Source organism: Sphingomonas sp. IW22, assembly GCF_041321155.1.
GTDB lineage: Bacteria > Pseudomonadota > Alphaproteobacteria > Sphingomonadales > Sphingomonadaceae > Sphingomonas.
In genome coordinates this window covers 16,312-30,566 of sequence record NZ_JBGGWB010000004.1, presented here as the reverse complement: position 1 = coordinate 30,566, position 14,255 = coordinate 16,312, and the positions used below count along the sequence as shown (strand labels likewise).

Sequence of the window (14,255 nt, the reverse complement as noted above, 5' to 3'; positions counted from 1 at the left end):
CTTTTCCGACAAACCAGCATAAAGAGAAAAAGACCACCCATGCGACAACCGCCGGACGAAGCGCTCGCCTCCGCCTTCGAGCAATTGCTCGCCGACGATGGCAAGAACGAAAACGACATTCAGACTTTCCTCGAGCAGCATACCGAACTGCTCGACACGAGTTCCTGGCTGCTAAACCACCGCCTCCATATGAACTGCGTGATTGCGAAGTTCCCGATCGCGGGGCGCACCGCTGACTTCGCCTATCTCACCAAATCGTCCGATCGCTGGATCCTGGTGCTGATCGAGATCGAGCGCCCAAACAAGCCGCTGTTCACCACCAGCAGCAAGCACGTCGGCGGCTCCTCGGCGTTCAATGAAGCGCTTGCTCAGACAGCGGTCTGGCGCGACTATTGGGAGCAGCACCAGTCCGAGGTGCGCGAGCGTCTTCTGCCGCTGCTCGTTCCTTCGCCTATGGCGCGCAATCGCATCGAGCTGCGCCGGGTGCTGATCATCGGCCGCTCGACCGGCAAGGATTTCAACCAGGCGCAGCGCGACCGGATCGCGAGCATCGAGGACGACCAGAAGATCAAGATCCTGACCTATGACTCGCTCCTGCGAAGCTACCGGTCCGGATGGGGTGAGAAGAAGTGCGTGCTGTCGCCGCGCTCGACCGGCTATGCCATCAAGCACCTCGACGGCTTGCCCAAGCTGCTCTTCGCCTATGTCCTGCCCGAGCACCTCTCGGTGCCGGCATCGGTCGAGACAAGGCTGAAGGCGGAAGGCTACCAGATGTCTGCGTGGCGCAACAATCAGCTGCTGCGCTTCAACGAGAAATGGGCATCCGAGCCGACCGACGAGGAAGCCGGCGACGTACACCCGGCGGTGCTCAGCGTTATCCGCGCGGCTGACCGCGCCCGCCCCTCGAAGGCGAAGCGGCGGTGAGCAGTCTGCGCTCGATCGAGCTGGGCCTGATCGACGAGGTCTTCCGCGGCGGTGAGAAGGGCTACGTGCTCGACTTTTCGAACCGGACCTTCGCCGAGTTCTTCGTCCGCGAGCTCGAGATCGACATCGACGCGCCACAATATGCCGTCGACGGGACGTCGAAGGCGAAGCGGTTGCGCTGCTTTCTGGCGCAGGTGGACGACGGCACCGCGGCCCGGACGCTGCGCGTTCTTTGGGAGCAGCGTGAGGCGCTCCGGGGAAGCGGCGCGCCGGATCCGATGCCCCGGGCGGCCGCTCAGATTGCCGGGTTGATCGCCAAACTGGAAGGCTCCGCGACCCCGGCACCGGCGAACGTCGTTCCCGCGCCGATGCTCGATGCGATCGATTTCGCCCGGATGCGAGATCGGCTGATCGCGATCCGCGACCTCGAGCCGCATCGCCGAGGCTATGATTTCGAGCGCTTCCTGACCGACCTGTTTGACGCCTTCCGGCTGAAGGCCCGAGAGCCGTTCCGGCTCGATGGCGAGCAGATCGACGGCAGCTTCGAGCTTGCGGACGAAACCTACCTGGTCGAGGCCAAGTGGCTCAATCGCAAGATCGGCGTCGCTGAGCTTCACACCTTCCACGGCAAGGTCGAGCAAAAAGCTTCGTGGGCCCGCGGCGTCTTCATCAGCTTCGGCGGCTTCACCGACGAGGGGCTGCGCGCGTTCGGCCGCGGCAAGCGCGTGATCGGCGTCGAGGGCAAGGACCTTTATGATGCACTGGATCGCGGCATCGGGATCGACCGGCTGCTCGCGCTCAAGGTCCGCCGCGCGGCCGAGACCGGCGAGGTGTTCGTGCCGATTAGCGATCTTTCCCCGTGAAAACCTGTTGGGGGCGAGAGCCTGTTTCAGCCGGACACGTACAGCACGACCGCTAACGACATGCAGAAGATCGACAGCCAGATTGCTATCTGACCGATGATGTGAAGCACGAAGCCGAGCCAGCTATAACGCCGCCGGAGGGCAAGGCCGCTTGCGACCGCTGCGAAGAACGCGATCACAACCGGCACTGAAATTGAAGGCGATCGCCTGAGGCTCGCCTCCACGACCGGCATCAAGCCTACGGCCATCACAAGCACCCACGAAAAGCCGAACACAGCCCAGTTGGCCATATCTAGCTCAGGGACAGCACACTGCCTTTCTTCTGGCCCGGTCTCGATTCTTGTCATTAAGCCGTGTCCTCAATCCTTGTGGCGAAACCTCGAACCTTGTATGTTTAAGACGTTTGGAGGTTCGTCACATGCTGGACACGCACACGCTGCTGGTCACAGAGGACCGCCCGTCGGGGCCGCTGCTGCTGATCGAGGACGTCCCGGTCACCGACAACAGCGATGCGCCTCTCTCGTTCGGCACGGTCATCGGCCAGATTCTTGGCGTCGCTGTCGTGATCGGGCTCGGCGTATACATGACATTGGCCATCTGACACGGCGATCACTCCCGCAGCTTCGGATCAGTAAAGAAGCCGCGATTGTGATCGCGATTCACTTCTAGCTGAACTTCAACAGAGCCTTGCACGTTGTTCGCGCGTGCATTCTGCGCCGCTGTGCGGTCTTCATTTAGGCGCGCGGCACCTTCCTCGATGACCGCTTGGGCCGCACGAGGATCGCCTCCGGTCGGGCCAGAGGGAATGTCCGATACGCCATGCGGACGGTAAGAGCCGACAACATCCGCTGCGCTGTCGACGCCTAGCCTATTAACCTGAACGAGATCGGGCTCCTGCAACTTGCCAGCAATCTCCTCGCGGATGTCATCCTGCTTCTCGCGCATCCAGCGCGTCACCATCTCCTGGCGGACGGCACGCTGATGGTCGCTGAGATCGGTCGCCCAAAGCTCGGGAGCGTCAAGGCCTGGGTTGGAGGCCTGCTGCGCGCGATACCATTGCGCGAGATCCTGGCTCATGTTCTCGCTTAGCTGCATGCCATGTGTTTCGGCGTAGCTGGCGTCGCGCGACAGCTGTTGCGACAGCTCCTCCAGCTTGCGCGCGGTCTCCGTATACGATTTCGCACGCGCCAGGGCCTGCTCGTGGGTCAAGGACGAGCTAGACGACGTCGAAGCCCGGCTGAACACTCCCGAGCGATCATAAGTGCCATCAGAGGATGTCGCCCCCGTCCCATTGGAGTGCTCGTCGCGAACCCCACTACTCGCCGTGCTTGAACTATCCGATGAGCGCGTGTCCTCCGTCCCATGACGGAGCGTATCCTGCTGGCTGCCCGTTTTGCTTACAGTTGCGCCAGCGCCGGGGAGCGCTCTAAGAACTCGGCCGAGAGCGCTGCCCCGACCACCGACGCCGCCACCTCCGCCGCCACCGCGGTTGCCGCCAACTCCCGCATCGAGACGCCCGCCAATCTGATCAACCGTGCCGGCGCTACGATCGTGGCCGTCAGACACTCGCTGGCTCTGGCCCGTCGACGACCGATCCTCCAGACCCTGCGAGCTGCTGCCTGTCGTGCGATCGAACTGCTCAATCGATTTGTTGGCAGCGCGGCCGCTGCTCGAATCCCATCCCGACGACCGCTCGCTGGACGTGCCGTAGGCACTCCGGTCGGTCTTGGTCCAGCTGAGCACTTCCTGCGCGGCGTTGTCGTAGGCCTGCGATTGGCGGTGTGCCTCGCTCGCCATCTGCCGCCATTCGGCGATGGCGCCGGTGGTAACAGTTGGGGCGAACGAAAGCCGCGAGATGGCGCCGCCTGTATCAAACACCTCTTGGCCGTTGCCGAAGCTGTTGATGAGCGCGCCATTGTCCTGGCGCCACCCCACGCTCGCCGCGCCCCCCATGAAGCTCGGGGCGGTCGACCATTGATCGGCCTGCCGCATGTTCGACGTCGAGTTCGCCCAGCTGACATTCCCATAGGAATAATTGCCCGTCGTCTGCTCCAGCGCGGCCGCCTCCGCGGCGTTCTGCGCCGGGGCGAGCATCGACGTCGCCTGCCCGGCGATCGACATTGCACCACGAGCCAAGCCCGCCGCGAGGAAGGGAATGCTCATCAGCATGAAGCCGGCGATCGTCGCGGTCTCGCCGTTCACCGCACCAATCCCGGCATAGCTCCCCAGCGACATTCCGCCGGCGGCCACGCCGTTCGCCGCGCTCTCCGCCCGGGTCATGCAGATCATGTGAAGGATAACGTAGAGCGGACCCCAAGACGCCAGGTAGAAGAACCCCATCGCGTAGCCCTTCAGCGTTCCCAGCCCCGTCTGGGGCAACAGGAACAGGGGAAAGATGACGGGGAACATTGCGAAGAAGACGACAGTGAGCACGATGTTCAGGATCGGAACCCATGCCATCGCCTGCTGCGCGATCGAATTGTAGGTGTTTCGCGCCTGAATGTCGGCTCGCGTCTGTGCGAAGGTGTCGATCGATGCAGCCCCGCTTCCGCCAGCCATCGAGTTGCGCGCCTGCATGAAGGCGTTGATCGCCGTGTTCTGGCGCATGACGCCGGTGAAGTCGTCACCTGAGCCCGTGAAGGCCGAGTTGACGATCGGCAGGTCGTGCTTGAGCTTGGCGGCGGCGACCGCGTTGCTGAGCTTGGGATAGACCTCCTTGGCCCAAGGCTCAGCATTGGCTTCGATCATCCCGGCCCACTGGCCGTTGAGGCTGTCATAAGCCTGCCGGCAGGTGACGATGAAGTTCTGGACCGTCCCATCAACCTGGCGCTCCAGCCATTCCTGCGACCGAGCCTCCGAGCCGGGTCCGATAGCCGCCCATAGGTCGGTCGCCTTCGCCAGATTGGTGAGGGACTTCTGGTAGAGCATCACGTCGCCGAAAAGGCAGTTCTTGAAGTGGCTCTCGAGGTTGGTCGAGAATTCGGCATCTCGAATCACGAAGTTGCGGGTCGCGTCGAACAGCCGAGCCCCATAGACCATTCCGTTGGTGGTGTAGTTGAGCTCCCCGGGCATCACAAAGACGGTCTCGGCGGTACGCGTGAGCCAGTCGCCGATTTGCGTGGTGAAGCTCGCGAGGACGCCCAGCCCCAGAGGGACGTTTGCCACAGTCGCCGGGGCGAGGCTCGGATTGATGCGATCCGTGACCTTCACGTCGATCGTCGGCACCATGAGGCACAGATAGATCCCGGTCGCCTGCAGAAACCAGTTCATCCAGGCGCGGAAGTTGAGAGTGAAGGCGACGACAAGCAGCGAGTAGATCAGGCCCATCACCATCACGACCCGGATGAGCGACTTGTAACCCCCTCCCCCGGCCCACGCTGCCACGGCATTGAAGGTGTTGACGAGATACTCGCCCCCGCCGACGGTGAAGACCTCGAGCACGTCGCAACCCTCCCCTTCCGCGCCTAGAGCAGGCCCTGCGCGTTCAAGCCCCGCGAAAAGTTGAGCGCCGAGGACATGCCCGGCGTCATGCTGTTCTGCAGGGTCGATTCGAGCATGATGCTCCGGTTGATGATCTGCATCGTCACCTGGAGCTTGTTGCTAAGCTTGACGTCGCGCTGCGCGAATTTGGCGCGGGTGGCGGCGATTTGCTGGCGCCACTGCCCGGCCGTCTCCTGGTCTGCGGTCTGATAGAAGACCTTCGCCTGCTCGACGCGGTCGAGCATATTATCGAGCATGGCGTTAAGAAGGTCGACCGCGACGATCTCGGACAGCGTCTGGATCTCGCCGTCGGTCAACGCATAGTGGGCATAGGCCTGCACCGCGAGAATCTTGTAGATCGGCACGGTGGCCATGTTCAGGAGCTGCTTTTCGGCCGCGTCGAGCGCCGTGTCGCTGCGGATCTTCGAGCTCATGCTCTTGATCATCGTCGCGATCCTTGGCCGAAGAGCACTCGCCTCGGGCACGCTCAGCGTCTGGTCGGACACGTCCGTGCAAAGTTCGTTGTTGCACTTGAGGATCTTGACCTGCGTCGCACTGGCGGTGCCGTCCAACAGCGCCGTCACGACCGCCTCTTCGGCAGGACCGTAGATCACGACCTTCGGCCCCTGATCGCTGCCGGTCGGAGGCGTGGTCACGATCGTTCCCACCAAGGTCATCACATATTCGGAGAAGGCCTGGTCGAACGCGCCGAATTTCGAGGACTTTTTCAGCGCCTCCCAGGTGTAGTTGTGCGGGTCGCCGACGATCTGCTCCTTCATGTGAGGATCGGTATTGCCGGCGAGCGTCCCATCTCGTTGACCGCCGTTGTTGCAGCCCTGCCGGGACGCGGCCCAGTCGGAGAACACGCCCTGGCTGTTGCCGACCGCCTCGCAAATCGTCGATCGCGTGGTCTCCATCTGCGGCCAGATTCCCCCGACGAGGGCCTGCGCCGTCTCGCAGCTGGAGATGTTCATCTGGTTGAGGAGCTGAGCCTTTTGGCTGAACTCGTCCATGACCTTGCCGATTTCGGGCGAGACGCTGTCGATAGCCAGCTTGAAAGCAAAGCCCAAGGCGTTGTTCGCGGTCGCCTTCAGCATCGCCACGATCTCGCTGGCATTGATGAAGCTGAACGAGCCCGAGAACAGGTCGATGCCGCCGCATCCCGCGCGCGCGCTGGGGAGCTGAAGGTTGAACGGCGACACGCTCTTCTGCGGAAAGCGGGTCCAGACGTTGCCGAGCGAGTAATAGCCTGCCGACTGTCCCTGGAACGCCGTCGGCCCGGTCACGTTCGCGGCACCGCCGGCATCATTGAAGAAGCCGTTCATCTCGGACGCGACGTCGGCGCGCGCGACGCCGATCAGAGCGAAGTGCGAGGCGGCCGCCATCATCAACGCGGCGCCGGCACGATGTGCCAGCCTCCTGAGCCGACCATTCTGCCGAGGATTAGACATCAGTAATCGCTCCCGACCTTGGTGTTGGTGAGCATGAAGATGCGATCCATGATCTCGTCGGCGCTCAGGATGCCGTAGCCGACGGGGATGGTCCGCTTCGTAGCCGTGTCGAAAAGCACGAGCGCCGGCGTTTCATTGCCCGAAAGCCCCATCCGGGCACGTTGGCCGGAATCCACGACATAGTTGGGGAAGTCCCGGCTCGGGCCACCATCCATCGAGACGGCCATGACCGCCATCCGATGGCTATCCGCGACCGAGCGCAGGATCGGCGCGAACACCTCACAGGCCCCGCAGCTCTGCGCATAGAAGTAGAACAAGCCGTAACGCTGGCTCAGGTTGATGAGGACCTGGTCGCGATCGGCCTTGCGGTTATCGAGCCATGTTCGCTTCGCGACTGTGTTGACGGGCCGCTGCAGCGTGTAGTCGATATCCGGATTCTGCCACAGGGCGCGCTGCCACGTATCCGAGAACGTCGAGGCACGATCCAGTTGCTCGCGCTGGAAGCGCACATAGGCGATGACATTCGCCTCGGAAGGATCAAGGATCGCTCGGGCCTTGAGCTCATCAAGCTGGTGCGTGATCGCGGCCAGGCGCTCCGCCGCGGTCTGCTCGGGCACCTGCGGTTGAGCCTTTGCCGTCTCCGGAGGCCTCGGCTTCGAACAATAGAACCATTGCCCCAGTTTGCGCTCGCCGCAGTAGAAATCATCACCGCCAGCGGCCGCCTCGACGCCATCGGCCGCGCTCCCCGCATCCTGCGCACGCACCGGCACGGCCATCGGCGCCGCGGTCAGCAGGATCATCGCCAGCTTCGCCATCTTCGACATGATCATCGTCCTCCCTGCTGGTCGGCCGCACCATCCTGAGATTGCGCGGGGTGGTGGTTGGATGGGGTGGTCGGCGTGTCCCAGGCCGCGATGTGAAGGCAGCAGTCGATCCCGGCCGTGGAGAGCGCGGCGGCGCTGCAGGCGGAGGTTGGTCGAGCGGGCGCCGGCAGGCCCGGTGCTACAGAGCCGGGCGCCAATGCGCCGGCGAGCAGGGACGCGAGAATGGCAGGATCAAAAATGACGAAGCCCATTGTCCAGTTCTCCTTTCGTCAAACGGAGCACGGACATCATCAGGGCGACGTCGATGAGCCTCGTCCCTTGGTCGAGCATCCGGATGATCCCGTTCATCAGCGGCCGCGCCGCGGTCCGGCCCTCTTCGGTGGCCCGCAAGCCGTGGTTTTCCTCCGCGACCCAGCGATTGGCGATCATGTGTTCGATCGGCGCAGCAGCCGACGATGGTTCCACTGCGCACTCGAACCAGTCGCCGATTACCTGACAGATCTCTTCCACCCGAGCCGCTCGCCTCGCGCGGAACACGCACAGAAAGATCGCCAGCTCGAACACCGTCATCTTCCAGTCGCATCCCGGAGAGCCTGCGGTCGGCAGGTCATTCGCCACGGCCGTCATGTCGATCACCGATCCCTCTGGTGTTCATGGAGTGCCTCCATGCAGGTCGTAATAGTTCTGAATCTTCGCCTGGATTTCGGTCATCGTCTGGACCTCGTCCGGCAGCTTTGCCGCGTCGAGAAAGTCAGCGTAGACCTCTGTGAAATCCATCCTGGACAGATCGAGCAGCTGGAACTCGGCGATGGTGAAGCCTTTGCACTGCTCGGACTTCGGGCTGCCCCAAGGCTTGTTGATCTGGACGCGCCCCTGCTCCTGAAGCACGCGGCTGAGCTTGCTCTCGAAGCAACAATAAGCGGTCTTCTTCGTCTTGCAGATGCCGAGGAAGCTGGACGAGCACCAGGTCCCCACCTTGTGGCAGAGTCCCATGCGGTCCTTGATGTCGAGCTTCATCTCGTCCTGAGAACAGGCGAACAAGGCGAGGAAGGGTGTCGCGAGCGCGGCGATCGCCGCCGGCCCTCCCGCGAGCGCCGCACCGCCGGCTGCGAGGGTCAGCGCACCCGAGACCTTGCCCGCGCAGCAGTTGATGAGACCGAACACGGGCTTATGGCACGTATCGCGCGTCCCGGAGAACACGGTCAGGTTGTTCGGATCGAACCCCTTCGATGCGTCATCGATCGCATGAAGCGCGACCAGGGCATCCTTGAACTCGGTCGAGGCCTCGCGCGTGATCGGCTCGCAGTCGCCATTGATGCAATAGACATCACTGCCGCAAATATATTGGGGCGCATCCGAGGTTGGCGCGTCCGGTGTGGGACAGCGGTAGACCTTCTCCTTTACCTTGCATTCGCCTTGCTGCGGGTCGTCGAGGCATTCCTCGCGCAGGAACGTGCACTGGCGATTTCCCTCGAGATCGCCGCAGTCGTTGCCCTGCGAAAGGCGATGACACGAATACTGCCGCTCCCACTGCCAGCAGGCGCGTGTGACGGCGACGCCATTGATCGTGCGGGTCGTCGGCTCCGTATCGACGCAAGTCTCGGAGGCGAGCTCGCATGTCTGGCCGGCCGTCGCACCATTGCAGGCGCCCTCGTCCCTGTGCTCATTGATGACCTGGCCGACCGTTTCGATCGTGTATGGCCGACCCGTGACCGCCGCGCTGTCGCACTCGTAGGTGATGATCTCGCCCTCGCGAATGTCCGGTTCGGTGCAGAATCGCGGATTCCCCTGCAGGCAGACATCGTACATGACGGTCTCGCGCGACCGCTCGCGGCAGACCCCGTCGGCGACGGGGGCGTTGAACGCCGGCACGCAGCGGCGGCTCCGGTTGTCGCCACCCTGCGCGGCAGAGCGCGACCAATTCTCGCAGGTGTAGACATACTTGTTCACGCCGGGGGTGACGTCGACCACGAGCGGCACGCGGCACACAGGCGCCGTCTCGTCGACCTTGGTGCCGGTATTGCATGTCGCCTCGTAGTAGCCTCCCTCTCCCGATCCGGGCGGGAGCGGCTGGCATTGCCCGCTCTCCGAGCCGATATTCTCGCCCTGCAGGTAGGCCTCGGGATCGTTTTCCACCGTCGTCGCGCGGTTGGTGGTCGCGAGGATCTCGGCATTGCTGAAAGTCGGCCGCGTGTGATCCGGGTCGGTGACGGTGCGATAGGAGTCGTTGGTCGTGCGCTGCGCCGTTCCCGCCGCGACCAGCGCGTCCGGGTCGTCGAAATAGGTGCTCTGGGGCTGGGTGGTGCCGGTATAGCCGGGCACCGCCGCAGCCTGAGCGTCAGATGTCGGCACGAGGCTTTCATCCTGCCGCTTGGCGTTGCCGAGAGCCTTGCCCTCTTCGCGCGCCTGCTCGACGGTCATCTGCTGAGCGCCGGCGGAGCTGATGACCAGGCAGACGCTCATAAGCGCGGCAGCAAGAGACCTGAGCTTCACTGGCGCCGGCTCCGCGCGAGGTTTTCGAGCGCGACCGAGGCAATCCGCGCGCCGGGACCGTTGGCCTGGGCGAAGGTGTTGAGGGCATAGTCGACCGTGACGTTGCCCTCCATGCGATCATGGGGTGGTACCCTGGTTTCGCAGGAGAAGCCCGCGCACAGGTCGAAGGTCGAGGAGACGGCGACGTAGGTCGGTACCGCTTGCACGCCGAAGGCGCGGAAGAGGCGAGGATCGATGCCGATGTTCGGCATGTCGTCCTTCTGCACGATCTGCCCGAGCCGACCGGCGAATTCCTTGGCCGAGTTGTTGGGGAAACCGCGGAAGACGACGACGCCCCCTGCCCTCGCGGTGTCGGCGATCAGCTGCTTGAGCGAGGCCGTCGGCATCGACAGGCTGGCGAAGACGATGAACTGTGGCGCGTCGCCGCCGGGAATGTTCGCGTTCGTCGCTGCCCCCTGGACGAGCTCATCGAAGTCGATCTTGCCGTCCGGTCCCTTTGGCAATTCGGTTGCCGCGACGCGCTGCATGTTGTCCATGCCCGACTTGCGCACGACGGTTGCCTGCTCGCGGAACTCATCGCCGCGGTCCTTCACCTGGTCGACGAAAGCCTGTGCCTCCGCAGCAAGGTCCGCGGCACGCTTCTTCACGGCCTGGACGTCGACCCCGTCAACGGTTTGGGCAAGGAGCGCCGAGAGGCCGGCAGTGGTGAGAAGAGCCGTGATGCCCAATGTCAGAAGGCGCATGCTTCCCTCCTCAGAACACGCAGCAGTTGCGTTTGCGCCAAACCAGGTAGCCCATGTCCTCGCCGCCGGCGGGGAAGGCTCGGCCGGCATCCGGCGGCATGGTCGACGCGCCGATCGCCGAGCAGGCAAACCGCCCGCTGACCGTCGGGATCGGGTTCACCATCTGGAAGCGATATTGCTGCTTCCGCATGATCGGCATGAGGTACTTCTTGCAGAGACCCTCGGAGCCCATCGTGCCCCATGCGAGCCCCTCTCGGTGCATCTTGTAGGCGAAACGGGACAGCGCGAGGCGGGACGACTGGACGTGCCCGATCGACGCCGGGATATTGCCGTTGAGGGGATACATGCTGCCCTGGCAGCCCGCGCACCAGAACAGCGCATCGAGGGGCAAGGCCGCAGTCCCGGCGATGCAATCGCCCGCGCAGGCCGCCTGGGCGATCGGGTTGGCGAAGACGATGGCCTCGGGATTGATGATCGCGGTGAGCGAGTCATCTTGCCAGAGCGGGTCGATCTCCGTCATGTACGCAATGTCGAAGGAGGCCTGCTCGAAGCAGAGGAAATCGGTCAGGATCTCCATCCAGTAGAGGAGCGGATAGACGTACCAGTGGACGTGCCACTTGGCCGTGCTCTGCGACCGACCGCCCACCATCGATGGACCCGCGAGGTAGCCCTGGCCGATATCGAAACCGGGCGCGATGCGGGTGCCGCCGAGGTTGGGAAAGCACCATGGCTTCATCGTCACGTCGGCGAGCCGGACGGGCTCCCAGAATCCGACCGAGATGCCGATGCGCGGCAGCGGGTCGGCGCAGGCACAGATCGGAGAGGCGGGATTGTTCGTATCCGGCCGGCTTCCCGGCCAGATTTTTGCTCCTCCGATCGAGAGCGGGAACAAGCATGACCAGCAGACGTCGGTGATGGGGTTCACGAACTTGCCGGTGCAGGTCGGGGCCGCCTCCGCGCGTGGCGTCAACGCCACCATCACGAGCAGCAGGCCAAGGACGCCGACGAAGGCGCGCAGCCACCGCATCATTTCGCCTCCCCGGTCCGCTCGAGGAAGGCGTTGTCGGCGGCGTTCTTCCGGTGGAGATAGAGCCAGGTGTATAGACCGGCTGCGACCAGCAGCGCCAATACCAGGCAAGGTACGGCACGCCCAAGCACAGAGTGGATCGGCTGGAAGAAGCCCACGACCAGTGCCACCGAGAGGCAGAGGCCCTGCCATATAAGGCGCATGCGGCGCAGTGATCGCGTTTCCGGTGCCGCCATCGGCGTGCGCAGGAAGTCGAGCCATAGTGGCATCAGCTCCGCCCTCCCGGTTTCAGGACGGTCTCCGACACCTGCAGCAGCTTGCCCGCCTGTGAGACGACAGCCGGCGTGTGCCGGATGCCGAACTTGCCGGTGAGGCGGCCCTCCTGATCGAAGAAGAACCGGCGCTTGCGCGTCGTCATGGATTCGATCGGCGAGCCGTTGACGAAGATGATCTTCGCGTTGAGTTCGGTGAACCGCTTGGTCGCCCAATCGACCTGCGCGGCGTCATCGCCGTCGACGAACACCAGGCTCTGGCGCATCGACACGAAGTCGAGCGGATTGATCCTCTGGCCTGCGGCGGCGATCACCTGTCCCTTATGGTCCCGGATCTCCCGCTCGAGCGTGATCGTCGGATCATAGTTCCAGGTCCGCGCTTGTTCGGCCGGAGACATCCCCGCGACTGGCACGGGCCGTCGGACCTTCGCTTCCGCTCGCTTGGCGAAGGCAGCGTTCACGCGATCCATCTCACCGGTCGCCTGGGCGCGCTTGAGGCGTGCCTCGATGGTCGAGAGTAGGTCCGCCTCGGCGACAGGAAACGTCTGCCCCATCTGGCCGAAATCACGGGCCTCCCCCCGCTCGGATCCGGTGAGCAGGACCGCCGCCCCGAGGCTGGCGATGCCGGCGAGCGGAGCCAGCCAGCGGATCACAGGATCGCCTCCCCGGTGCCCACGATCTGTCGCTGACAGGCGAAGCCGATCGCAGCGTAGCGGGAATCGAAGCCGTCCTTGTGAGGTGTGCCGACATAATAGCAGCCAGCAGGAATCACGCCGCTCGGGCCGATCGCCAGCGGTTCGCCTGACTTCGTCCTGGGCTTGGTGTAGGCCACGATGCGACCATTCACGGTCACCGCGAGGTGCCAGTGCCGCACTATGTCGCCGGGCATGCCATAGACGATCTTCCCGAACATCTGCGGCTTGGGGCCGAAGTGCGCCCGGACCAGCTCGCTCGCCGGAGGATCGAAGAAAACGTAATCGCCCCGGGCCGGTAGCTTGTTGCGATGGATGAGGAAGGCCCAGTTCGGCAGCGATTCCGTCGTGTTGATCAGCAGCGCATGGTCTTCGCGCCAATCGCTGATCGCCCCGAGCACGACGCTGCCGGCAACGAAAGCGGCGAACAGCCCCCATAGCCGCTTGCGCGGTCGCCATACGGTCGCCGGCGCCCTATTGGCCGTTGCCGCCATCTTGGCCTCCGAAGGTCGAGATCGAGGCGCCGGGCGCGGTCGGCGCCGCAGGCATGCCGCCCGGCATCGCCTGCTGCGGCACCATGTTCTGCGGCGCGGCAGCCATGGGATCGATCGTGGCCGCCGGGCCGGCAAATGCTTGCGGGATCGGCGCCGGCGGCAGTTGTTGCTGGAGCTGCTGCAACTCCTGAGCGCTCGCCTGCCTGGGCTGTCGGACGCCGCTTGCGTAGACAGCTTTCCTGAGACTGTCGGTGATGTCGGGCACGTTCTTCGTGAGCACCGCCTCCCCGACGAGGACCACTTGGCCGCTAGCGCTCCGTCGTTGCAGCTCATGGTCGAGCGAGGACATGAACGCGCGCATCTCGGCTTCGACCTGGGCCGGCGGCGATGCCGAGCGCGCCTGCGCGTTCACATACTCGCCGACGATGTTGGACAGACTTGCCTTGACGATGTGCTCCTCTCGCGGTGCGAGCAGTGCCTTGGTGACCCACATCGACCAGACGAGCCCCAGCACAAGGGCAACGCCCAGGAGCAGCTGCGTGCGGGTGAGCCCTGCGAAGCCCCGCTGCGCGCGGGACAATCTCGCGGGCGACGAGTGACTCGCGGGAGGGGGAAGATCGAGTTCGGGCTGATCAGCCATTGTCGTTGCTCCGCTTGGGGTCGCGCGAGGGCAGGATGCTGTGGCGGCGGAAGAAGATGATCGCCGCGGCCAGAGGCATGTGCGCGACGAACAGGACATGCTTGAATGACGCCACGCGCGCCGCGTCCGCCGAGACGTAGCGGCCCGCCAGGTTGTTGAGCTGGTGCATCATTCCGTCGACGGAGAGACCGCCGATCGTGAGGAAGAACAGGACGAACAGCCCCCATGTGATCAGCAGGGTCGAGGCGAGGAACCCCGCAATGTGGAGGTAGAAATAGAGCAGGAAGCCGAGGTCGATCTTGCGCCGCTGCCGGGTGCTGTCGGCGTCGGCAGGAGCCAGGGTCGCCATCGG

General features: G+C 64.1%; 17 protein-coding genes. 3 read left to right on the top strand and 14 right to left on the bottom strand.

What is annotated here, in order from left to right:
* Positions 1–39: 39 nt before the first annotated feature.
* Together ACAX61_RS14860 and ACAX61_RS14855 are read left to right on the top strand one after the other, a co-directional pair.
* On the top strand, positions 40–924 hold the full coding sequence (locus ACAX61_RS14860; RefSeq protein WP_046408723.1) for a Shedu immune nuclease family protein: 885 nt from the start codon (positions 40–42) through the stop codon (positions 922–924).
* Positions 921–1,787 (top strand): restriction endonuclease, encoded by an 867-nt coding sequence (locus tag ACAX61_RS14855; protein ID WP_046408722.1) that lies wholly within the window; start codon positions 921–923, stop codon positions 1,785–1,787. Before ACAX61_RS14860 ends, ACAX61_RS14855 begins: the two co-directional genes overlap by 4 nt.
* A gap of 26 nt (positions 1,788–1,813) precedes the next feature.
* Here ACAX61_RS14855 and ACAX61_RS14850 read toward each other — a convergent pair whose 3' ends face one another.
* Entirely contained in the window at positions 1,814–2,077 is a 264-nt protein-coding gene (locus tag ACAX61_RS14850) for a hypothetical protein (protein WP_231621897.1), read from the bottom strand.
* Between the two features lie 128 nt (positions 2,078–2,205).
* Between ACAX61_RS14850 and ACAX61_RS14845 the strand changes: the two genes are divergently transcribed.
* Positions 2,206–2,388, top strand: a complete 183-nt coding sequence (locus ACAX61_RS14845) for a hypothetical protein (RefSeq protein ID WP_046408719.1) — start codon at positions 2,206–2,208, stop codon at positions 2,386–2,388.
* An 8-nt stretch (positions 2,389–2,396) separates the two neighbouring features.
* On the opposite strand, the gene ACAX61_RS14840 is transcribed toward ACAX61_RS14845, so the two are convergent.
* The 13 genes from ACAX61_RS14840 to ACAX61_RS14780 all read right to left on the bottom strand — a co-directional run bounded on the left by ACAX61_RS14840 (position 2,397) and on the right by ACAX61_RS14780 (position 14,252).
* Complete coding sequence (locus ACAX61_RS14840) at positions 2,397–5,228, bottom strand: conjugal transfer protein TraG N-terminal domain-containing protein (RefSeq protein WP_370715609.1); 2,832 nt, start codon at positions 5,226–5,228, stop codon at positions 2,397–2,399.
* A gap of 23 nt (positions 5,229–5,251) precedes the next feature.
* Positions 5,252–6,652, bottom strand: a complete 1,401-nt coding sequence (locus ACAX61_RS14835) for a conjugal transfer protein TraH (protein WP_370715659.1) — start codon at positions 6,650–6,652, stop codon at positions 5,252–5,254.
* Between the two features lie 65 nt (positions 6,653–6,717).
* Positions 6,718–7,542: a conjugal transfer protein TraF gene (gene traF / locus ACAX61_RS14830; protein ID WP_046408794.1), complete on the bottom strand. Its 825-nt coding sequence runs from the start codon at positions 7,540–7,542 to the stop codon at positions 6,718–6,720.
* A 2-nt stretch (positions 7,543–7,544) separates the two neighbouring features.
* Positions 7,545–7,793 (bottom strand): hypothetical protein, encoded by a 249-nt coding sequence (locus ACAX61_RS14825; RefSeq protein ID WP_082102865.1) that lies wholly within the window; start codon positions 7,791–7,793, stop codon positions 7,545–7,547.
* Complete coding sequence (locus ACAX61_RS14820; protein WP_370715658.1) at positions 7,774–8,169, bottom strand: hypothetical protein; 396 nt, start codon at positions 8,167–8,169, stop codon at positions 7,774–7,776. The genes ACAX61_RS14825 and ACAX61_RS14820 overlap by 20 nt, the downstream gene beginning before the upstream one ends.
* A gap of 24 nt (positions 8,170–8,193) precedes the next feature.
* The gene (traN, locus tag ACAX61_RS14815; protein WP_046408717.1) at positions 8,194–10,005 is read right to left on the bottom strand and encodes a conjugal transfer protein TraN; all 1,812 of its coding nucleotides are present in this window, start codon (positions 10,003–10,005) and stop codon (positions 8,194–8,196) included.
* A gap of 26 nt (positions 10,006–10,031) precedes the next feature.
* Positions 10,032–10,778 (bottom strand): type-F conjugative transfer system pilin assembly protein TrbC, encoded by a 747-nt coding sequence (gene trbC, locus ACAX61_RS14810; protein WP_046408716.1) that lies wholly within the window; start codon positions 10,776–10,778, stop codon positions 10,032–10,034.
* A gap of 10 nt (positions 10,779–10,788) precedes the next feature.
* Positions 10,789–11,805: a conjugal transfer pilus assembly protein TraU gene (gene traU, locus ACAX61_RS14805; RefSeq protein WP_170172173.1), complete on the bottom strand. Its 1,017-nt coding sequence runs from the start codon at positions 11,803–11,805 to the stop codon at positions 10,789–10,791.
* A complete protein-coding gene (locus ACAX61_RS14800) occupies positions 11,805–12,074 on the bottom strand; it encodes a hypothetical protein (protein ID WP_046408713.1) in 270 nt (89 codons plus the stop codon). The genes traU and ACAX61_RS14800 overlap by 1 nt, the downstream gene beginning before the upstream one ends.
* Positions 12,074–12,730: a type-F conjugative transfer system protein TraW gene (traW, locus tag ACAX61_RS14795; protein WP_082102862.1), complete on the bottom strand. Its 657-nt coding sequence runs from the start codon at positions 12,728–12,730 to the stop codon at positions 12,074–12,076. The genes ACAX61_RS14800 and traW overlap by 1 nt, the downstream gene beginning before the upstream one ends.
* Positions 12,727–13,263: a S26 family signal peptidase gene (locus tag ACAX61_RS14790; RefSeq protein ID WP_046408712.1), complete on the bottom strand. Its 537-nt coding sequence runs from the start codon at positions 13,261–13,263 to the stop codon at positions 12,727–12,729. The genes traW and ACAX61_RS14790 overlap by 4 nt, the downstream gene beginning before the upstream one ends.
* Positions 13,244–13,903 carry a type-F conjugative transfer system protein TrbI gene (locus ACAX61_RS14785; protein ID WP_046408710.1) on the bottom strand — a complete coding sequence of 220 codons (660 nt, stop codon included), beginning with the start codon at positions 13,901–13,903 and terminating at the stop codon, positions 13,244–13,246. Before ACAX61_RS14785 ends, ACAX61_RS14790 begins: the two co-directional genes overlap by 20 nt.
* Positions 13,896–14,252: a hypothetical protein gene (locus ACAX61_RS14780; protein WP_046408709.1), complete on the bottom strand. Its 357-nt coding sequence runs from the start codon at positions 14,250–14,252 to the stop codon at positions 13,896–13,898. Before ACAX61_RS14780 ends, ACAX61_RS14785 begins: the two co-directional genes overlap by 8 nt.
* Positions 14,253–14,255: the final 3 nt, after the last annotated feature.